Origin of the sequence: Enterococcus sp. SB12 (genome assembly GCF_030910025.2) — a bacterium.
Taxonomy (GTDB): Bacteria; Bacillota; Bacilli; order Lactobacillales; family Enterococcaceae; genus Enterococcus_B; species Enterococcus_B faecium.
The window spans coordinates 1,440,296-1,460,514 of sequence record NZ_CP175675.1; the positions used below are offsets into that span (position 1 = coordinate 1,440,296).

Sequence of the window (20,219 nt, forward strand, 5' to 3'; positions counted from 1 at the left end):
TCAAGTTTGCTCAATTATAATTATTTGTTAATGTTTATAATTTGTTTCACTCGAAGCAAAATTAGGAAAACATTTTCTACTGGCTTATTCAAAGCTTCTGACATTGCTTGTTGGTAAAGTCTTAGCTGTCCTTGATATTTTTGGACGATTGCATCTATTTCTGCTGGATCATCCGGATGTAAAATAAAATCTGTTTTAAAATCATAGATATTGAGATGATCTTTTTCTTCTAGGTATCCATCGACGATTCCGTGGATTAATAGTTCATCTTCTTGATTTGGATAGTCTTGAAATACTTCGTCAGCAGGAAGCAGCATGGAAAAAGGTTGTTCTCGTTTTACGTTTTCTTTGTTGGCAATCAGCTGTTGACCAAGTTCTGTTTGAAAGAACCATATAATAGAAGAAACATCTACTTTTTTCGCGACTTTTTCGTCTACTAACCGTTTCCTTACCAATTCCTGTAATTTTTGATGGATACTCTCTGTAGTTGGCATCTCTAATGGCAGTAATTGTAACAAAGCATGCGTAGCAGTTCCAACAGCAGCTGCTGACACTTGCCGATCTTTTTGCAAAAATTTTGGTTCTGCTAGTTGTTCTTGCGTATAACGAAATTGACGGGATGCTGCTTTGTTCTGACTGCTTTCCAGAGTCAAACGTGATTCTTGTGTATCATCTGGATCTTCGAATAATCGTTTGATTTCAGATACAGATTGATAACTTGTGGTTTGTGAAGAAGCTTGATAAGGATATTCATATGCCAGACGTTTTTGTAACGAATCTGCTAATACAGTTTCATCTTCTTTCATCTGCTGATCTAAGTTAACCAGTTCTTTTTCAGCAAGCAACTGTCTTTGTTCAATGATCGATTGCTGATTCATCCATGAAATAGAAAACTGTGCATTTGAATGTTGAAGAAGAGAAGTCGAAATTTCTTCCTCTAAGTATTTCTGCATTTCAGGATGACGGATCAATCCGTAACCAATCCAATTCATCAAGCTGCTTCTGCCCTTCAAACGTAGCGCAGGATCAAAAACCAACTCCTCATGATCAGCTGCTTCAGACCACGTTTGGATCATTTGCTCTTTATTTTTATAGGAACCGACAATGAAAAGCTTTTGTTCTGCCCGAGTCAATCCTACATACAATTTACGCATTTCTTCCGACAATAATTTGTTTTGCTTTGCCAATTTGATGGCTTGAAACGGTAACGTATCATATAACACTCGTGTTTCAGGATCCATATAGCGAATTCCTGCTCCAAGTTTTTCTTCAAAAGCATACCGATTGCGCAAGTCTTGTAAGTTGAACTCCTTTGTCATATCTAACAAAAATACAACTGGGAATTCCAAGCCTTTACTTGCATGGATCGTCATAACGCGAACAGCATTATCTTCTATTGAAATGACTGGTTCTGCTAAGTCTTTATCTTTTTCTTGCATTTTTTCAATGAAACGTACGAACTGGTATAATCCTCTGAAAGAACTTTGCTCGTAAGCTTTGGCACGATCAACCAATGCATAAAGATTGGCTTGTCTCTGTGCCCCTGCTGGCAGACCGACCACATACTCTAGATATCCCGTCTCATAATAGATATCCCATAACAAGTCAGTGATCGAAGAACGGCGAGCAAGTTCTCGCCAATGCTCTAGTTGCTTGCCAAAATGTTCCAGCTTAGCTACTAATTCATTTTCGTTTGATGCTTGATAAGCAAGCACAGCATCATAGTAAGTATGTGCACGGTCAGCTAATCGAATGCTGGCTAATTCTGGTTCAATCAGACCCACGATCGGTGAGCGCAATACAGCCGCAAGCGGAATATCTTGATAGGGATTATCGATTAATTGTAGCAGCGAGATCATCGTGCGAATTTCTGTCGCTTGAAAATAGTTTTGAGCATCATTCATCTCCAATGGAATATCCAATGTTTTGAAAATCTCTAAAATCGTTAAGTTGTTCTTCTTTGTAGGTGTCAAGAGAACAATGTCTTTGTACTCTATCGGACGACTTTTTTTTGATTTTTTATCATAAATCATAAAGGTGGAATCAATTAATTGACGAATTTTTAGTCCTGTCATAAAAAGTTCGCCTTCTGTTTTGTCTTCCAGTATATCATCCGTCGGAATCTCAATCTCTGATTCTTCCTGTTCTTTTTCATAGATCATGATTTCTGGCTCAAACTGTTCATTCTCTGGAAAGTCTGAAAATCCTTGGATCAGTTTGGCTGCTTCGTCATAATTGATTTGACCCACTGCTGGATCCATTAGTTGTTCAAAAATAAGATTCGTAAAAGAAAGGACTTCTTTTCTAGAGCGGAAGTTCTCAGCCAAAACGATTCGACGTCCGCCTTCTTTCTTTGAGAAATTCTCGTATTTCCCGATAAATAAACTAGGATCTGCTAAACGGAAAGAATAGATGGATTGTTTGACATCCCCAACCATGAACATATTTCCTTTTGTATCATCAGGTTCTCTTAGCCAGTATAAAATGGCTTCTTGTAATTGGTTCACGTCTTGATATTCATCTACCATTACTTCTTTGAATTTTTTTCGATAATGTTTTGAAGCTTCACTTGGTAGCCATACATCTTTCGTTTTTTCTGTGAGAATCTGCAACGCTAAATGTTCCAGATCATTGAAATCCAGCACACCTTTTTCCCGTTTACGCATACTGAAACCGTCCATGAAGCTTTGCGTGACTTTTGTCATTTCTTCGACTAACGGTAGTGCTTTGTCCGTTAATTCTTCCATTTGGCTTGGGGAAACAGGAAAATAACTTTTACTTATCTGCTGAATCAGTTTTTTTGCTTTATCCCTCATGCCCTTGACTTCATTGGAAATTTCTTTCAATTCTGCTTTCCGACTGCTCTTAAAAGTTGAAAAAGTTAGTTGTTCCAAACCAGCATAAGCTTCTTCTAACCGATCTTGCGAGAACGCTTCATAGATATTCTTGATCTGCTGTTGTTCTCCAGCTACTTGCTCATGCATTTTTTCTAATCCTTCACCTTGTGCTAACTGAGTCATCTGTTCATATAACTGTACACATTGGTATATATCTGCCAAAACTAAAGGACGGATTTGTTCTTGATATAATCGAGATTTCGCTAGCCCCTCAGGCAAACGATAATTATCGCTTAACTGTTCTAGCCATTTTTGGGGGTCAGGGTTGGCACGGGCAAACTCATAAAGAGAAAACACCAGATTCGTCAAGCCGTCATCTGAACGATCATTAGAAAAATTCATTGTTAATTGGAAAAATCGTTCATCATTTTCTGCATAAAGTGCTTCTCTCAGCTCGTCCCACACATCCTCTTTCATCAAGATCGTTTCTGTTTCATCTGTTAACATGCGAAAGACTGGATCAATATCAATTAAGTAATAATAACGTCGAATAACTGTCAGGCAAAAAGCATGTAAGGTTGAGATATTCGCTGTGGGCAATAAAACTAACTGCTTAGTAAAATGCTGTCTACGTACAGGGTCACTTTCGCTATTGACGGCTTCTTGTAATGCCTCTTGAATTCTTTCTTTCATTTCTCTTGCGGCAGCTTCAGTAAATGTCACAATCAATAATTCATCGATACCAAAACCCATTTTTAGTTTTTCAATCACTCTTCGAACAAGCACTGTAGTTTTACCTGATCCGGCAGACGCAGAGACTAATAGATTATCTCCTTGATCAAAAATCGCTTGCCACTGATCATCTGTGAATCGTTCATTTTGCGGTTTTAAAGGAATTTGATTCACTCTTCTTCACTCCTTTTCAATATTCTACGCAGTGCTTCTTCCTTATCTATTTTCTCCAGACGGTGGTAATTATTTTCTTTCAGCATCACATCAAACGTACAGATGCTTCTGAATGGACAAAATTCGCAGGCAATCCGCTGTTTATCTTTATAAGCTGGATTTAGTTTGATTTCTCCGGAAGTAATCGCATCTCCAGCTAACCGCATATTTTCCCGATTATGCGCCATGAATAGTTGCAGTTCTTCTTCCGTAAAAAACTTATCTTTGCTAAAACCGCCTTTTTGGTATTCATCTTTCGCATTTTTCTTCACTGGATAGATCAGTGATTGTTCTTTTGCTTCCAATGAATGGTCTAATACCTCTAAAAGAGCGGGGTCATCGACAAAAACACCATCATAACTAAATTTTTTCAATGTATTCTTCTCTACATCATCTGTCTCCGTCAATACAGGATTATGAACATGTAAATAATATGATCCTGCTGGTTTAACAGCCGCTTTTCCTGTTAAACGCACTGCATCCATCAATGCTACGTCCAGGTACGTCAATAATTGCATAGCCATGCCATAATAAGCTTCTGTGACATCGAATGAACGTCCGCTAGATTTGTAATCAACGACGCTTAGCCAAGTATCTTCTTGTTCAGAAGCTACATCGATTCGATCGATTTTCCCTCGAACATGGAGTTTTCCACCATTACTCAACGGTAATTCCAGACCTGTGATACCTTTTGCTCCAGCAATCTGACCAAATAAGATCTCCGTCTGAAGAGGATGCATGCCTGTATTTTTGCTCTGTTTTTGCAAAGCCCATGCCACTTTTTGAATCGTCTGTCCTAACTGGTAGCGAATATAGTTCATTCTTGCAGAACTATCCAATATCTCAAACCGAAGTTCTCCGAATACTTCCTGCAGCACTTTTTCAGTAAAGTCTCTACGCTGCGCATCGGACATATTCACTAAGGATAATTGGTTTGAAAACAGTAGCTTGAAGAAACGATCCAATGATTCATGATAAAAATCACCTGTTGCTGCTGGAGTTAAACCATAAACAGTTCGTTCTTTCAATTTCAAACCAAATTGCATGAAGTATTTGTATTCACAATTATAAAAATTCTCCATACGTGAAATTGAAGTATAGATTTCTTTTCCATAAAGCTCTTCCGCCATTTTTTCTGGCATCGAAACAGGAACATTTAAATGTTCCTGACTTTCAAAAATCTGTAAAGCAAAATTTCGCCATGACGAATTCAGTACTAATTCTTTGAGCTTTTGCCAGTGCTTTGGTACAGGTTTCTTTTCATCTAAAGCTAATCGATAAATCCTATTGACTGTATTGATTCCGCTTCTGTAAGTCCCTACATAACAATTAGGGTCGCTTTCGATCGTCAAATGCTCTTTTCTCTCGACGGGAACAGATAAATATTCTGTGATTCTACGCAAATAAGGAGACATCTTCAGCGAACCATCTGTGTCATAGCTTTGTGCATAACTAAGATATAATCGATCTGTTCCGGAAAGAAAAACAAGATAGGCTTGGAAAGGCTCAAAAGAGATACTTTCCTTTGATGGGTCGAATAAAAACTGTCCATCTGGCAAGGCCTGATTTAATACTTCTCGTTCTTCACTGGACAACAATCCTTTTGTCTCTTTGCGGTCTGGAAACACTTGATCATTCAACCCTAATGCAAAAGTGACGGCAGCTTGATTTGGTCGAACTAATTCCAAACGATTGATTCGCACTTGGTCGATTGCGGTAGGGATTTTACCATAACTTAGATTTTCTAGACCACTCGTAATGATTTCTTGGAACAGTGACCAGTCAAAAGCCGATTCACCATAAATTACTACATATTCATCCAACAGATCAATCAGCGCTCCCCATGTCTGCTCATGGTTTCTTGCCGCTTCTAGGTTTCCTCTGTCTACTTCCTGATTACGCCAAAACAATAATTGTTGCTGTACGCCACTTTGGATCAAAAATTGATAAAAAACATTTGCGGCCTCTTGTCCTGTTTTGCTTTTCTTTATTTTTTTCAAAAATACTGGTACAGCTTTCTGAAATAATCGTCTAATCGTATTTGACTGTTCTTCCAAATACTGTACGTCTTCAATCTGTTCTGCTTCAAAATCATACGCCACAAACTGCCAGTCTTTTTCACGAGTCCAATAAGTTCCTTGATAATTGTAAGCAAGTGCTACATTTTCAGTGATGTCCAGTTTTTTCCTGAATTCATCTCGCTCTTGTTTCCATTCATCAAGTTCGGTTTCTGCTTCCGTCGACAGAAATAATTCAGTTTTGAAAAAACGCATAATATCACTTAGCCGATAAGAATAGCGGTCAAGAGCGAACAGACTGTTGATCCATTCGATCAGCGGATGATTTTCCATCATTTGTTCTTCATCGATATAAAAAGGAATTGCCATTTCTTGAAAGATCGGCCGAAGGATATTTCCATATAAAGACATATTTTTTGTCAGCACTTGGATATCACGATAACGGTAGTTTTCTTCACTGACTAGTCGTCTGATTTCAACAGCTAATTGTCGGACTTCTTCAGTTGGATTTTCAGCTTCCCACAAATGGAGATGCTCTTGTCCCCCTAATTTGTGTACTGCCGCTTTCTTTTGGCTAGATGTCTCTTCCCACATTGTTTGCAGCAGTTGAAGCTCTGTCGGACGAGTCTGCTCTGGTGCAAATCGGTCCACTAATATAGGGACTTTCCGTTCTCTTGCACTTTGAAAAAGACGGAAATAAAGCTTTCCAGTCTCATGAAAGAGCGTAAGTACTTCTGGAAGATCCGCTGTATAAGGACGATCCAGCAATAAATCGACAACCAATTGCCCCTTTTCCATCATTGCCTGCAGTAATTGATACTCTTGACCATTGATTCGAGAAAAACCACTGACAATAAATTTGACGTTGTTGAAATCTTGTGTCTGCATATAATTTGCTAGTATAGATAGTGCATCTTCATTTGTTAGTGCACGTTGAGTCAATTCGCTGTCATAAGCTGAAAAAATCAGCTTCAAGTCTTTCATTTTAAGTTGCTGGTCTTCTGCATTAGGTGAATCACCAAATAAAAGCATCAGGTCTTCTGGTTGAATATTTCCTGTACGCAATTCACTGTAGAGTTCTTGTAATTGACGAGTAAACCCTCTTTTATTGATTTCTCCGCGAAAGATTGTTAATTCTTCCTCATTTTTTTCTAAAATCTGTCGCAAGATCATTGCAGATCCTGATTCTGATAATTCATTTCCTGTAAGAAGAGTTGTCTGTTGCAGCAAATACCAAGCCAGACGATAAAAACTAAATACTTGAACGTTTGTTGTGCTGAAAGCTTTTTTTCCGCTTCTTCTTCGCATCTCCGCTAAAATTTCTTGTTCCTGTTCGAATTTGCTGTAGTTGGGAACAAGGAAAAATACTTGGTTACTTGCATCCTGGTCGAGCCAAGCGGATGCTTCGTCGATCAAGACTTGACGGTGATCTTTTTTCCCGTTTCCAAGAATAAATTGTAAAGACATGCTTTTCCTCCTTCAACACATGATACGGTGCTCCTTTATTATATCAAAAAATACTGAACATTTGTTCTATATTCTTCAAATTATATCCTTTTAAGGTTCTGATATTTCTACTTTTTTAAGTATACGCAAAAAACAGGAACTGCTGCAAATAAGCAATTCCTGTCTTTATGTTCATTGATTAATGAATAGAGCCCATTAGTTTTTTGATTGGTTCTTTCACAGTAAATAGCAAGATACCACCGACGATTGCTACTGTACCGATAATACCGAAGTAGGCAGATTCTGTTCCCGGTGTGTAGAAGCGTGCAATTTGTGCATTGATTGCTTGTGAAGAAGCATCAGCTAAGAACCAAATAGCGATTGTTTGTGATTCAAATGCTCGTGGTGCTAATTTTGTTGTCACAGACAAACCAACTGGTGAAAGACACAATTCAGCAATAACCACGATGAAGAAACTTCCCAACAACCACAATGGACTTACTTTTCCACTTGTACCATAAAGCATACCCGGCAACATCAATAGCAAGTACGATAATCCTGCAAATAAAAGTCCAAGAGAGAATTTTACTACTGTAGATGGTTGACGTTCACCAAGTTTCGTCCACATCGTTACGAATACTGGTGTCAAAATAAAGATGAAAATTGGATTCAATGATTGATACCAGCTTGCTTGGATCGTTACACCAAATAGCGTAGATTGTGTACGTTCACTAGCAAATAAAGCTAAGATAGATGAACCTTGTTCTTGTAATGACCAGAAAATGATTGCTGCAAGGAATAATGGGATATAAGCCCATACTCTTGGTTTTTCTTCAGCAGTTACATCTTTTGAAGTCAGCATTTTGATAAAGTAATACAACGGTAAGATAATCCCCAATACACTGATTGTATTGACAAAAAAGTCAATTGTCAGATGACCAGTTAGTTGTGCCCCACCGAATACTGCAGCGATAACAACAAGTGCGATGATCAAGTTACGGATGAGTCCTTTACGTTCTTCAGTTGTCAAAGGATTCGGCGGTGTTGTACCCACTCCATCTAATGTCTTACGTCCTTGGATGATGTATTGTAATAATCCAAAGAACATCCCAATAGCAGCTAAAGAGAACCCTAAATGATAGTTATATTCTTGACCGATTGTCCCAACGATTAGTGGTGCTAATAATGCCCCTAAGTTGACACCCATGTAAAAAATCGAAAATCCTGCATCTCTTCGCAAGTCAGTCTTTGAATAAAGATGTCCGACCATGCCAGAAACATTTGGTTTCAAAAAGGCGGTTCCGATAATAATCAATGCCATCGAAACAAACAATGTACTTACACCAAATGGTAAAGCCAAGACGATGTGGCCAAGCATAATGAAAACTCCACCGAAGAACACAGTGCGTTTTGCTCCTAACACTCGGTCAGATACCCATCCGCCGACGATACTAGACATGTAGATCAAAGATCCGTAGATCGACATGATAGCTAATGCTGTTGCTCGTGGTAATCCAAGTCCCCCGTTGGCAACTGTATCGTACATATAATAGATAAGTAATGCACGCATACCGTAATAACTAAATCGTTCCCACATCTCAGTGAAGAACAAAGTTGACAATCCCTTCGGCTGCCCGAAGAAGCCCTTGTCTTGCTGTTTTTCCATAATCTATACCCCAATTCTTTAAATTTTCAGAAAATATTATACATCTTTACCGAAAAATTTAACTAAAAAACTTATTTAAGAAATATAAACTAATTTTCTATAAAAACAAGTAATTTTTAATGGCAATATCATAAAAAAAAGAAGATAGAGATTTAATAATTATATATCAGCTGTTTTTTTCAAATAAGCAAAAATTCCTAAAACACAATAATGAAAGCGATAACTAAGAAAAATCCTTTCATAACGATTTTTCTTATTAAAATTGTTTTTTGAACTTCGCTTATTTTTTGTGAGCATATCTGTTTACTTACTTTTTGTAAGGTGCTATACTTCATTTCGTAATCAATTAAAAAAATGCAAAACGCAAATCAAAGGAGAAATTTTATTATGACAACTTTTACTGACACTTTAAAAAACCGCCGTTCAATCTATCATCTAGGACGTAATGTTTCACTTTCTAATGAAGAATTGACAACTTTGATCAAAGAAGCAATTAAAGAAAGCCCAACTGCTTTCAATGCTCAATCAACACGCGCAGTTATCCTTTTCGGAGATGCACATGAAAAACTTTGGGAAATCACTGAAGAAGCACTTCGCCCATTGACTCCAGCAGAAGCTTTCCCAAATACACAAAACAAATTAGCTGGTTTCAAAAATGGTTATGGTACAGTATTATTCTTCAAAGATACTGACGTGGTAAAAGGTCTACAAGAACAATTTGAATTATATGCAGACAACTTCCCAGATTGGTCAGAACAATCAAACGGAATCGCAACAGCTAATACTTGGGTAGCATTAGTTGATAAAGGATTGGGCGCAAACTTGCAACATTACAACCCAGTTATTGACGAAGCAGTTGCAAAAGAATGGAATATCCCTTCAAACTGGAAACTACGTTCGCAATTAGTATTCGGTTCACCAGAAACACCGGCTGGGGAAAAAGAATACATGAACGATGCCGATCGCTTCCGCGTATTCGGATAATTTTATTTGAAATAAAAAACAGAGGTTGTGACAAACATCTTGTCGCAACCTCTGTTTTTATTCTGGATCAATCATAATATCAATCTCTGCCTCATCGTTTAAGCGTTGGGACAAAAATGGAACTAATTCTTCTAATGATGCAGAAAATTTCAGCATCGGTCCTCGCCATCCGTTTCGGAAAAAATTCATTTTTACGATTTTAGAACCTTTTGGCTGATATAATACAATTTTATTGATCTCAGAAAAAGGAACACCTTTTTTGTCAAAGCTATTCAAAACAAGTCCTTCTTCTGTGATTCCTCTACTGTCCAACAAAAAACTAATAAAAATCATTGCTGACAAGATCCCTTTTGCCAATTCATCTGCTGTAGGATGACTGATGAGTGTATACCAAATGACTAGTGACACTAAGAAGGGTATCACCAAGTAGACCCATCGATTTCGCACAGTCCGATAAATAATTTCTTTTCGAACCAGCCAAAGAAATAAAAACATCACAACAACGAATAAAAACAATAGAACCGTAAAGAATGTTACCATGACAACTCGCCTCGCTTTTTCTTCTCCAGAAAATAGGAAAAGAATACTGATTTACCTTCTCAAAGAAATTGGACTTGCAGCACGCCGCACGTCCAATTGTTTTCTTTATTCAAATGTATCATATTTTGCAACAACCATGCTTGCTTTTTCATCTAATAATTCTTGGTCCTCTGCAGCACATTGGGCAACTTTGACCACGGCGCAGTTTGTCATTTTTGATACAACTTCACCAATGACCGTTTTTGTAAAACCAATTGGTTTGCATGCATATTGTTCTCCTAAATTAATCATTTCTTCCGTCATCAAAATCCTCCTAAACTGCTGGAACTTTTCTCCACATTACCACCGCTATTTCTTTGGAGATTTAACTCATTGATTTTTATTTACAGTTAAAAATCAACCTTACAGGCATTATAGCGTACTGTTTTCGTTTTCACAATTAAAACAGCTGTTGTATTTAGAAGAATTTTTTTCAAAAAATTAAAACATATTCCTTAAAAACTAATTATTTCCTACATATTAAAATATAATACTTCCATTTCCAATAAAAATACATTTATAATAGGAAAGATAAACAGCTGAAAAGGGAGATTTCAAATGAAGAAAAAAACGTTCAAAAAACTATTGTTTCTAGGGGGCACAGCTGCTCTTTTATTAAGCGGTACAAGTTATTACCTACATATCCATTATCCAGAACATACAATGAACACTGCACAAAAAAGTTCAACACAAAAAACGAAAAAGACAAAAGAGAAAGCAGAAGTTTTGCTAGATGTTCCATTAGAGAGCCAGTTTGATTCTCCTTCTTTAGAAAATGGCTGTGAAGTCACTTCGCTTTCTATGCTTTTATCTTTTTATGGTTATGAAACAACTAAAAACCAGTTAGCTGAGCAATTGGATTACGTCCCTGTTTTCAATGCAGATGGGACTCATGGCGATCCTAATGAAGGATTTGTTGGTGATATCAGTGGCGGAGACTGGGCTATGGGCATCTATGTTCCCCCAGTTGCCTCCCTTGCTCAGCAAATCGTCCAAACGGATTATCACACTTTTCCAAAAACCGATGCTCAACTCGATGATATCAAAAAAGCACTATCTAAAGGAAATCCTGTCTGGACTTCTGTGACTATCAACTTTGAAGTCCCAGATGAAACTGATTTTATGACTTGGACCACAAATAATGGAGAAGTAAGAGTCACTCCTCTTGTTCATGCTTGTGTAGTCACTGGATATGACAAAGAAAATATTTATGTCAACGATCCCTATGAAGTAAAAAATCGAGCAGTACCGATCAACGATTTTTCGGCGATTTTCACTGCAATGGGTGGACAGATGCTAACTTTGGAGAAAAGCTAGTAATTCAAACAAAAATCCCTTATACTCAAGATACCAAACCTTTGAAGGGAGCGTAGATAATGGAAAAATTCACACATAAAAAAATGGATCCAAATGAAATTCCGATTATTTTTGTCCGTGACTGCAAGGGAAATGTTCAAGGTAAAGTCTCTATTAATGAGTGGAACGAGCGTCGCAGACCTGCTACCCTCAATGAACTGGAAATCAAATTGTATCGTCAATCTCTTGTTTATTACGCAGATCAAGAGTACGAGAAAGCCACCGATTTATTGAAATTTCTGATTGCTCGAACAGAGTATACTCGCTTTGAATATATTGAACGTTTAGCAAACATTTATCATATTATGAATGAACCTGTCAAAGAATATCAGTTATTGGACACCGTCTTGTCAGTAGCAGAACTGATTGCCCTTCCTGCTGGATTAGAAAAGAAACTAGTACGCCGCCTTTTACGAGTAAAGCAACAACTATCCGATCAAGAAAAATAACTTGCGTTTTTTTAGGAAAGTGCTATGATTATTTTGTTGAATAAATGGGATGTAGCCAAACTGGTAAGGCACTTGACTCTGAATCAAGCAATTGTAGGTTCGAACCCTGCCATCCCAATTTGATGTGCTTGCTGAAAAAATGAACCCCCTGTAAAAGAACAATCTTTTTGCAGGGGGATTATTGTATTATTTTTACTACTTCTATTTAGTTTACATAATTAAATTATGAATAATAAAATCGGGCGTATTCTTAATACAAAAACTGATTTACCCAATAATTGCTAATGCTTTCTCCGGAACTTTTTCTCTAGGAACTTCCTCATACGTTTCTATGTGTGCTCCTTTATTGCTGATTTTCAAATAATGATTTTCTTTTAACACAGAAAGACCATTAAATTCAACCGTTCGTTCTTTCCCATTGGCATCAGCAGCTTTCTGCACATACCTTGCTGTACCATATTCATTTACTTCCTCTGGTTTTTGTGTCTTTACATAGACCTCTCCTTTTTCAACTAATGGATTTAGCTGATCAAGTATACCAGGGATTTCTCCATAACTTCCTTCAGTATAATATTTCAGTCCAAATAGCAAAATACCACTAATCGCCGCCAGTCCAATCAAATATTTAATCACTTTCATCTTTCTACCTCCTTGTTATATATTCAGTATATGGGTCAGTTAAAGAAATTCCATCCGTCCCAAGTTGGAGATTTTTCTCCTACTTTAGAAGCGAGAATCGAGTGTTTTTTTAGTAAAAATGATCGTTATTTGATATTATTGACGTGTGGATAAATCAGTTTTTCTCGTTTTGTCCATGTAAAAAATCACGTTGATAGCAAAGGATGTGTTCAAAATGAATCAAGAAGAATTATTTCAAAAAGTCAAGGAAATGATTAAGAACGGCAATTTCGATGGCGCAAAACGATTTATCGAAGAACATAAAGAACAATTAGGACCTTATAAAGAGAAAGCCCAAAATCTTTTAAAAGATGTAAATATCGACAGTGTCAAAAACAAATTTAAAAATCTATTCAAATAAGTAAAACTTTCACTTTTGTAAAATCAAAGGAGGACAATGCTGCTGCATCGTCCTCCTTTGGTTCTTTTCTGAATACTTCATACTAAAATAAACGTGTCGGATCGTAATGATAAGTCACATTGCCGTTCAGTGAGGCTTTTCCCACCACATATTTACGATTCTCCAACTTCAGCCACGCTTCTCGAAAAGCCATTAATTCTTCTCTTTTTACATCGATCTTTTCGATTTTTCCATCGATCAAATCTTGAATAAGTTGTTCATATGGATTCATTTTTTTCCTCCATCTGCTGTCAATCAATAAGTTGTAAAAATAGGTTCATATGCTTTTTTGGTATCTAGATCTTCTCTGACTTTGACTGTCGTATAAATAATTTTTTCTACTGGGATACTATAATAACTTCCTTCACCATTATTGAATCGGTGAACGTCTTTCTTTGCTAAAATACCATTTATTTTATTCGTCAGTACACGTTGTTCGACACTGTTACTTACAACATAGTAAATCACCCGAATATTATTGATTAAATGCAAATCGATTTCTAACACTACATGATCCATGAAAATCTCACTCCTTCTTTCACTTTGATTATAGCAAGTTTCTCCTCTAATTTCAAAATCGATACAGATTTTACCGGATAAATCCACAAAACTGCTTGCGCCATTTCGCACAAAGTGTTATTTTGTATCATGGACTTTATTTATTGGAGGCAATAGTATGATCGCGATCGGTCAATTTGTTTTTTATATTCCTTTTTTTATTATGATAAGCATTCTTTTCTATTACATAAAATGGACAAAAAAGAAGTTTTCAGTTTTACTGGCCTCTTTACCTGCTGTATATTTTACTTATCAAATTTTTTCTTTTAGGCATTGGGAAACAACGTCTGTATTAATAACACACATCATCGAATTGACGCTTTCAGTAATTTTTCTTATTATTTGGATCTATTTTTTATATAAGAATCAGAATTGAATCCCTCGCATGTTTAAAAAGAAAACGATTAAAGATGCAGCAAATTTCTGCCGATCTTTAATCGTTTTTTCTATTCTGTTATACAAAAAAAATGTTTGAATCGGTGAAGGATCGTTCCTTGTTTTAATTCTATAAATTCTTGTGCGATCGGGTACTTTTCTTCCAAATTTTCTTTGTTCTTTTCGATCAGGCTTTTCGCTTCTTCATATTTTTTATCTGCACATAGTGCTTTTACTTCCTGTAATACTTTTCCTGCTTCCATTTGCCTCACCCTCTTGCCATTTTATTGCTTTAAGTTTTATTTAAGTTATACGCATTATTCTAGTTTCATCCCAAATAACCTTTTTTCATTTTTACTCCTCGAACTAATCAGTTTTCTAAAGGCTGATTGGTTCGTCTTTTTTATTTTTCCTCCATTTCATTTTGCTCTTCTGTTAATTTATCTAATGCTTTGATTGATGCTGCGGCTCTTGCATAATCATAGCTGTATAATTCCATAAATTTATCAGGCAGAACAAACCACGCTGGAGGATAACCGTTAGCTGTGACAGGGAATCCTTTATCTTGTTGGTTATCTCCATTCCATCTCAGAGCAACACCTTTTTTTCCTTTCCACTTTACTAAAGCGATCGAGTATCCCTTTTTTGTTTGTGTGCCGTCTTCAATAATTGCTAAAATTTCTATTTTTTCTTTTGGCGCACGGACTTCTTGAGGACGAACCATCTTCTATTCCTCCCTTATCTCATTACTTCACGACCAACACACTGCAAGGGGCATGTGAAACGACATAAGAAGCGGTCGATCCAACTAATGCTTGTTGTATAGCACCTTTTCCTGTCGCTCCCATAACGATCAAATCAATATTTTCTTGTCCAGGGATGACATTGGCAATCAAATTTCTTGGATCTCCAGTTTCAACTATTGCGTGGATCTCAGCAATGCCGAACTCTTTGGCATCATTGATTTTTTTCAGCATGGCTACTTCTGTTCTTTGTTTTTCATCTGCATAGATTTTTGAAAAGGCATAGGCACTATGGGTCAGCTCAACTTTGTTGATGATTGACACGATAAATAAGTGGGCTTCATTGTCCTTTGCTAAGTCAAGGGCTTCAGCGAACGCTTTGATCGATTGTCTTGATCCGTCAACTGCTACCATGATGTTCAGGTATCTTTTACTCATTGGAACCGCCTCCTTTTTCTTTTATTGTAACATCTCAAGCAAAAATACAAAAAATATACGCAATATGTAAATAAAATGATGAACAAAAGCAATTTCTTTCAAGTTATTTATACATTTCTTTTCTCATCAGAACACCCGTTCTAATCCCATTATTTCTGCATTATGTGAAATTCCTCATCATTTTTCACATCGAGCGAACATCATTCTGTTACAAAAAACGTGGATTTGTCATAAATTGTCATGCTTCTTTTACCTATGAAATATTTTCACGTGTTAAAGTATTCCTCGTTGAACACAACAAATAAAACTTTTTAACGAATAAAGGAGATTTTTCATGACATCACTTAAAACTTTACTTTTTGGAACAACTTTGGCTGCCGGCGCTGCATTCTTCATGGGAACGACTGCTCATGCGGACGAAGCTTATACCGTTCAATCAGGTGATACTCTATCAACGATTTCTCAAAAATACGTTGGTGATAACTCCTTGATCAATGCCATTGCAGAATCAAATTCAATTTCTGATATTAACCTGATCTACTCAGGACAACAATTAACAATCCCAACAGAAGGCTCTGCACAAGCAGCTGCTGAACCTCAAGCAGCCGTTCAAGAAGCACCAGTCCAAGCTGAACAACCTGTTGTACAAGAAACGGTTCAAACGGAAACACAAGCAGCGCCTGTTGCTGAAACACAACCTGCTCCTGCTGTAACAGAAACTGCTGCTACTCCAGCAAGCACAAGCTCTGCAAAAGAATGGATCGCACAAAAAGAATCAAGCGGTTCTTACACAGCAACGAACGGACGTTACATCGGACGTTACCAATTAGATTCTTCTTACTTAAATGGTGACTACTCTGTTGCAAACCAAGAAAGAGTAGCAGAACAATATGTTACTTCACGTTATGGTTCTTGGGAAGCGGCGAAAGCATTCTGGGAAGCAAACGGTTGGTACTAAGATTCATTATTTGAACGTTTAAACACATTCAAAATATAGTAAGAGGTCATGCGATTTATTCTTTCGCATGACCTCTTTTTGAGTTTAAGTTTAGTCTTTATTCCTTAACTATCGTTTGCCAGTATTTCTTGTATCAGAATCTATAAATCTACTATTTGAATCAATCTATTAGGTTTTAAACTGTCCCACCTTCACACAAATTTTTTTTGATTTATTTGAATCTGGTTCCGTTGTTTAAAATTTTTCCTATATTCTTTTAGATAATATGTTATTTTCTTTCTCATCGCTCCAGGTGTACCTTCTCTTTATAAAAAAAGATATCAACAGAGAAACTCCGTCGATATCTTTTTTCCTTCTCAAAAAAACAAATTATGCGGCTAAGAAGACTCGAACTTCCACGAGGTCACCCTCACTAGCGCCTGAAGCTAGCGCGTCTGCCAATTCCGCCATAGCCGCATCACATCTTTTAGTTTAGGATTACATGTGTTTTTTGTCAAGAACATATTTTTGTTCTTTTTCATTTCTGTACGCCCTCCCTTATGCCATCTACACAAATAATTCATCCGAGCAACTCCATCATCTATTGAGGGTTGGTGAAAAAATCTGTTTTATCCATATGATCGATTTCAATGTTAAACGAACGACTCTGGGATTAGTAACTATTTTATTTTTTTCTTCATTTCTTTTTTCCTCTTTTTCTCGATTCAGCTATCTTCTTTCATTTGGATATTGATTATTTCTTCTGTTGGTTACTATCCTTCTGGAATTCTAGACGCTGAAGTAATTCACGTTTTCTTTCTTCTAGAGATCATAAGTAACGAATGAACGAACTTCAAATAATTTTTTTATTGTAATTCATATTTATATTGTTCGATGATTCTTAATACGATATGACACAATAAATAAAAATAGGCATGGCTATTTACAACAATAGTGCTATAGTAGAAAACAAATGAATAAGGTTACTTAAAGAGGTGAATACGATGAAACTGATCAAACTATGGGAAGCAGATTTAAAGAAAGCTTATCAGCTACAAACTAGCTTTGGACCAAATGAGAATGGATTTATCAACAATGCTTATAGCTATACATTTGCTGAATTTTTAGATTATGTAAAAAAATGCGAAAAAACGTCTTTAGGAATCGATCTTCCTGAGAGTTACGTTCCCGCAACCGTCTTTATTTTAGAAAGTGATGAACATGAGTATGTAGGAATTTTTAATTTGCGCCATAAACTGAACGAAACATTAAGAAACGGCGCTGGCCATATTGGTTACGGCATCTCCCCTAATTATCGTAAAAAAGGATATGCCACACAAGGATTAGCATTAGTACTACAAGAGGCAAAAAAAATCGGCATTGATGAGGCACTTTTGTCTGTAAATAAAAAAAATCTTGGCAGTCTTAAAGCACAACAAAAAAATGGGGCTACGATTTATCGTGAAGATGAGAAAGAATACTATACGAAAATCAAACTGATGTAAAAAAGATGGATTGCAAAAGGAAAGGGATTTGAATGTCCTTTATCAATAGAACACATTTATTTAATTAACTTCTAATATAGCAGACAAAATTTTATAAACAAAGAAACCTTTTATCTCTTTTCTTCTAGAAAGGATAAAAGGCTTTTTTTTTCCTATTTGCTTCTCATAGCTAGTCAGCCAAGATTCCTATCGTATCCCCAACGCAATCCGTGCATAACGGCTCATCTTATCTGTCGTCCATGCTGGATACCAGACTAGTTTGACTTCTGCTTTCGTTACTTCTGGCACTTCTTTTAATGCGTCATGGATAGATTCTGTTAAAATATCTGCTAATGGACAGCCCATAGTTGTTAAAGTCATCTTAATGACTGTTTCTCCATTTTCAGGATTGAATTCTATATCATAAATCAAGCCTAAATTGACGATGTCGATTCCTAATTCAGGATCAATCACCATTTCCAAGGCAGCAAGAATACGTTCTTTGATTAGTTCTATTTCTTGTCCAGACCGTTCTTGGTTTGCTTCGCTCATCGTACGACACTCCTTAACACGATTTTTATTTATCATACTCTTTTTTTAGCTGCTTGTAAATGAGAATTTAGAAGGAAGATTCTCGTTTAAATTTATAAAAATGTTCTTATTAGATGTAATAGATTAAATTTATTCTAAAATAAACCTGATTCCTCATTTTTTTTGTGAACGATTTTTTATTTCTGGCAATACGCCAGTTGTTCGATACATTTTTTGTTCGTTTTCATTTGCAAACCGGCCAAATACTGAATGAGTTGGTAAAATATTGATAAATGCATCGTCGTCGATTTCATGAACGATCTGATCAAGATCATACATTTCGTAGCGGGTGATGACCATCATGATCATGTTCCCTTGTTTTTTTGAATAGCCACCGACAGACGGCAGTAATGTCATTCCACGTACCATCCGTTTTGCTAGTTCTTCTGTTACCTCTTCTGGCTTGACGGTAACGATCATTGCTGTTACTTTTTGATGACTCGTGTGGATGGCATCAATTACTTGAGTCATTGCATAAATGGAAATAATCGTATACAAGGCACTTTCCCAGTTAAAGAAGAAGCCTGCGATGACTACAATGATACCATTTAGAATCAGCATGTAGTTTCCGACTGTTTTTCCAGTTGTTTGTGAAAGTACAAGAGAGATGATATCCATCCCACCAGTTGTAAAGCCCATTTTTAAAGATAATCCTACGCCAAGACCTAATAAAACACCGCCTACTAGGGCATTCATCAAAATATTATCAGTGATCTGTCCGACTGGAAGCAGCATCGTCATCACCGATACACATACAACATTCACAAAACTAAGGATCGTTGCTCGTTTTCCTACTTTGAGAAACCCTAATACAAACACAGGGATATTCAAAAGAAAAATAAATGTTCCTGTGTCTATCTTGATATGAAACCATTCATATAAAAGCGAGGAAATGATTTGAGCGATCCCATTCATCCCTGCAGAAAAGACATTGGCTGGAATCAAAAAATAATTTAAAGCGACCGCAGCGGTCAATCCGGTTATCAAAATAACCACTATTTTCTTTAATCTTTCATTTTTATGATACGCAGTCATAATTTTACTCACAAGCACCTCTCCCCTACTTTGGTATTCCAAATGTAAGAATAACAGTTTATCTATTAAAATAAAATACTTCGAACTCAAATGAGAAGAATTTTAGCAAACAGGTAAGAATCTGCCTAATCCTATGATAAGATAGATGTATGGTAAATATTTATATGTATATCAGGAGGGTTCCTATGGCAAAAGATGCTAGCTTCGACATTGTATCAGAAGTCAATACAGAAGAAGTAAAAAATGCGATTCAGCAAACAACAAAAGAATTGTCCAATCGCTTTGACTTCAAGGATTCTACAGTAGAAATCAAATTAGAGAACAGCAATCTAGTTGTATTGAGCGATGATGATTTCAAAATCGAACAGATCAAAGATGTATTATTTGGTAAGCTGATCAAAAGAAATGTACCAATCAAAAATATCCATTTTTCTGAATCGGAACACGCTCTAGGTGGCAAAGCTCGACAAACTGCCGATTTGGTCAACGGAATCGATCGTGAAAACGCGAAGAAAATCACTACAGCTATCAAAAATGAAAAACTGAAAGTAAAAGCGCAAATCCAAGAAGATCAGATTAGAGTGTCAGGTAAGAACCGTGATGATCTACAAGCTGTGATTGCTTTATTACGTAAACTTGACTTACCAATTGAGTTGCAATTTACTAACTATCGTTAATCAAAAAACGAGGCTGACGTCTG

At 36.5% G+C, this 20,219-nt stretch carries 21 protein-coding genes and 2 tRNA genes; 9 read left to right on the forward strand and 14 right to left on the reverse strand.

The features are described from left to right. Positions 1 to 20 precede the first annotated feature (20 nt). The 3 genes from addA to RBL01_RS07120 all read right to left on the reverse strand — a co-directional run bounded on the left by addA (position 21) and on the right by RBL01_RS07120 (position 8,912). Positions 21 to 3,743 carry a helicase-exonuclease AddAB subunit AddA gene (gene addA, locus RBL01_RS07110; protein WP_072538633.1) on the reverse strand — a complete coding sequence of 1,241 codons (3,723 nt, stop codon included), beginning with the start codon at positions 3,741 to 3,743 and terminating at the stop codon, positions 21 to 23. After that, positions 3,740 to 7,267, reverse strand: a complete 3,528-nt coding sequence (locus RBL01_RS07115; protein WP_072538634.1) for a PD-(D/E)XK nuclease family protein — start codon at positions 7,265 to 7,267, stop codon at positions 3,740 to 3,742. Before RBL01_RS07115 ends, addA begins: the two co-directional genes overlap by 4 nt. A 178-nt stretch (positions 7,268 to 7,445) precedes the next feature. After that, a complete protein-coding gene (locus RBL01_RS07120) occupies positions 7,446 to 8,912 on the reverse strand; it encodes a peptide MFS transporter (protein ID WP_002327067.1) in 1,467 nt (488 codons plus the stop codon). A gap of 387 nt (positions 8,913 to 9,299) precedes the next feature. Here RBL01_RS07120 and RBL01_RS07125 point away from each other — a divergent pair, with 387 nt between their 5' ends. Then, positions 9,300 to 9,896 carry a nitroreductase family protein gene (locus RBL01_RS07125; protein ID WP_002288054.1) on the forward strand — a complete coding sequence of 199 codons (597 nt, stop codon included), beginning with the start codon at positions 9,300 to 9,302 and terminating at the stop codon, positions 9,894 to 9,896. A gap of 57 nt (positions 9,897 to 9,953) precedes the next feature. Here RBL01_RS07125 and RBL01_RS07130 read toward each other — a convergent pair whose 3' ends face one another. Further along, entirely contained in the window at positions 9,954 to 10,436 is a 483-nt protein-coding gene (locus RBL01_RS07130; RefSeq protein ID WP_002288056.1) for a hypothetical protein, read from the reverse strand. A gap of 105 nt (positions 10,437 to 10,541) precedes the next feature. Further along, the gene (locus tag RBL01_RS07135) at positions 10,542 to 10,739 is read right to left on the reverse strand and encodes a hypothetical protein (RefSeq protein ID WP_002288059.1); all 198 of its coding nucleotides are present in this window, start codon (positions 10,737 to 10,739) and stop codon (positions 10,542 to 10,544) included. Positions 10,740 to 11,033: 294 nt separating this feature from the next. Between RBL01_RS07135 and RBL01_RS07140 the strand changes: the two genes are divergently transcribed. From RBL01_RS07140 to RBL01_RS07150, 3 genes are all read left to right on the forward strand, one after another. Beyond that, complete coding sequence (locus tag RBL01_RS07140; RefSeq protein WP_002327068.1) at positions 11,034 to 11,792, forward strand: C39 family peptidase; 759 nt, start codon at positions 11,034 to 11,036, stop codon at positions 11,790 to 11,792. A gap of 59 nt (positions 11,793 to 11,851) precedes the next feature. Next, the gene (locus RBL01_RS07145) at positions 11,852 to 12,280 is read left to right on the forward strand and encodes a hypothetical protein (RefSeq protein WP_002295776.1); all 429 of its coding nucleotides are present in this window, start codon (positions 11,852 to 11,854) and stop codon (positions 12,278 to 12,280) included. Positions 12,281 to 12,325: 45 nt separating this feature from the next. After that, positions 12,326 to 12,398 (forward strand) — tRNA-Gln (locus RBL01_RS07150). Positions 12,399 to 12,547: 149 nt separating this feature from the next. Here RBL01_RS07150 and RBL01_RS07155 read toward each other — a convergent pair. Next, a complete protein-coding gene (locus RBL01_RS07155; protein WP_002288062.1) occupies positions 12,548 to 12,919 on the reverse strand; it encodes a YxeA family protein in 372 nt (123 codons plus the stop codon). A 214-nt stretch (positions 12,920 to 13,133) separates the two neighbouring features. On the opposite strand from RBL01_RS07155, the gene RBL01_RS07160 reads away from it, so the two are divergent. Further along, the gene (locus tag RBL01_RS07160) at positions 13,134 to 13,319 is read left to right on the forward strand and encodes a hypothetical protein (protein WP_002288064.1); all 186 of its coding nucleotides are present in this window, start codon (positions 13,134 to 13,136) and stop codon (positions 13,317 to 13,319) included. 82 nt (positions 13,320 to 13,401) lie between these two features. On the opposite strand, the gene RBL01_RS07165 is transcribed toward RBL01_RS07160, so the two are convergent. Together RBL01_RS07165 and RBL01_RS07170 are read right to left on the reverse strand one after the other, a co-directional pair. Next, positions 13,402 to 13,590 carry a hypothetical protein gene (locus tag RBL01_RS07165; protein ID WP_002288067.1) on the reverse strand — a complete coding sequence of 63 codons (189 nt, stop codon included), beginning with the start codon at positions 13,588 to 13,590 and terminating at the stop codon, positions 13,402 to 13,404. Positions 13,591 to 13,613: 23 nt separating this feature from the next. Beyond that, a complete protein-coding gene (locus tag RBL01_RS07170; protein WP_002292935.1) occupies positions 13,614 to 13,877 on the reverse strand; it encodes a hypothetical protein in 264 nt (87 codons plus the stop codon). 157 nt (positions 13,878 to 14,034) lie between these two features. Between RBL01_RS07170 and RBL01_RS07175 the strand changes: the two genes are divergently transcribed. Next, positions 14,035 to 14,292 (forward strand): glucose uptake protein, encoded by a 258-nt coding sequence (locus RBL01_RS07175; RefSeq protein WP_002321369.1) that lies wholly within the window; start codon positions 14,035 to 14,037, stop codon positions 14,290 to 14,292. 70 nt (positions 14,293 to 14,362) lie between these two features. Here the strand turns inward: RBL01_RS07175 and RBL01_RS07180 are convergent, their stop codons facing one another. The 3 genes from RBL01_RS07180 to RBL01_RS07190 all read right to left on the reverse strand — a co-directional run bounded on the left by RBL01_RS07180 (position 14,363) and on the right by RBL01_RS07190 (position 15,472). After that, the gene (locus tag RBL01_RS07180; protein WP_002318449.1) at positions 14,363 to 14,554 is read right to left on the reverse strand and encodes a hypothetical protein; all 192 of its coding nucleotides are present in this window, start codon (positions 14,552 to 14,554) and stop codon (positions 14,363 to 14,365) included. A gap of 140 nt (positions 14,555 to 14,694) precedes the next feature. Then, positions 14,695 to 15,015 carry a hypothetical protein gene (locus RBL01_RS07185; protein ID WP_307780881.1) on the reverse strand — a complete coding sequence of 107 codons (321 nt, stop codon included), beginning with the start codon at positions 15,013 to 15,015 and terminating at the stop codon, positions 14,695 to 14,697. A gap of 22 nt (positions 15,016 to 15,037) precedes the next feature. Continuing rightward, positions 15,038 to 15,472 carry a universal stress protein gene (locus RBL01_RS07190; protein WP_307780880.1) on the reverse strand — a complete coding sequence of 145 codons (435 nt, stop codon included), beginning with the start codon at positions 15,470 to 15,472 and terminating at the stop codon, positions 15,038 to 15,040. Positions 15,473 to 15,806: 334 nt separating this feature from the next. Between RBL01_RS07190 and RBL01_RS07195 the strand changes: the two genes are divergently transcribed. After that, positions 15,807 to 16,430, forward strand: coding sequence for a LysM peptidoglycan-binding domain-containing protein (locus RBL01_RS07195; protein WP_410779628.1), 624 nt, complete (start codon positions 15,807 to 15,809; stop codon positions 16,428 to 16,430). A 372-nt stretch (positions 16,431 to 16,802) separates the two neighbouring features. Here RBL01_RS07195 and RBL01_RS07200 read toward each other — a convergent pair. Continuing rightward, a tRNA-Leu gene (locus tag RBL01_RS07200) sits at positions 16,803 to 16,886 on the reverse strand. 527 nt (positions 16,887 to 17,413) lie between these two features. Between RBL01_RS07200 and RBL01_RS07205 the strand changes: the two genes are divergently transcribed. Then, positions 17,414 to 17,914, forward strand: coding sequence for a GNAT family N-acetyltransferase (locus tag RBL01_RS07205; RefSeq protein WP_002318447.1), 501 nt, complete (start codon positions 17,414 to 17,416; stop codon positions 17,912 to 17,914). Between the two features lie 186 nt (positions 17,915 to 18,100). Here the strand turns inward: RBL01_RS07205 and RBL01_RS07210 are convergent, their stop codons facing one another. Then, positions 18,101 to 18,445 (reverse strand): metal-sulfur cluster assembly factor, encoded by a 345-nt coding sequence (locus RBL01_RS07210; protein WP_002289113.1) that lies wholly within the window; start codon positions 18,443 to 18,445, stop codon positions 18,101 to 18,103. Between the two features lie 153 nt (positions 18,446 to 18,598). Continuing rightward, positions 18,599 to 19,519, reverse strand: coding sequence for a YitT family protein (locus RBL01_RS07215; RefSeq protein WP_002289114.1), 921 nt, complete (start codon positions 19,517 to 19,519; stop codon positions 18,599 to 18,601). Positions 19,520 to 19,704: 185 nt separating this feature from the next. On the opposite strand from RBL01_RS07215, the gene RBL01_RS07220 reads away from it, so the two are divergent. Beyond that, positions 19,705 to 20,196: a YajQ family cyclic di-GMP-binding protein gene (locus tag RBL01_RS07220; protein WP_002318446.1), complete on the forward strand. Its 492-nt coding sequence runs from the start codon at positions 19,705 to 19,707 to the stop codon at positions 20,194 to 20,196. The last annotated feature ends 23 nt before the right edge of the window (positions 20,197 to 20,219 follow it).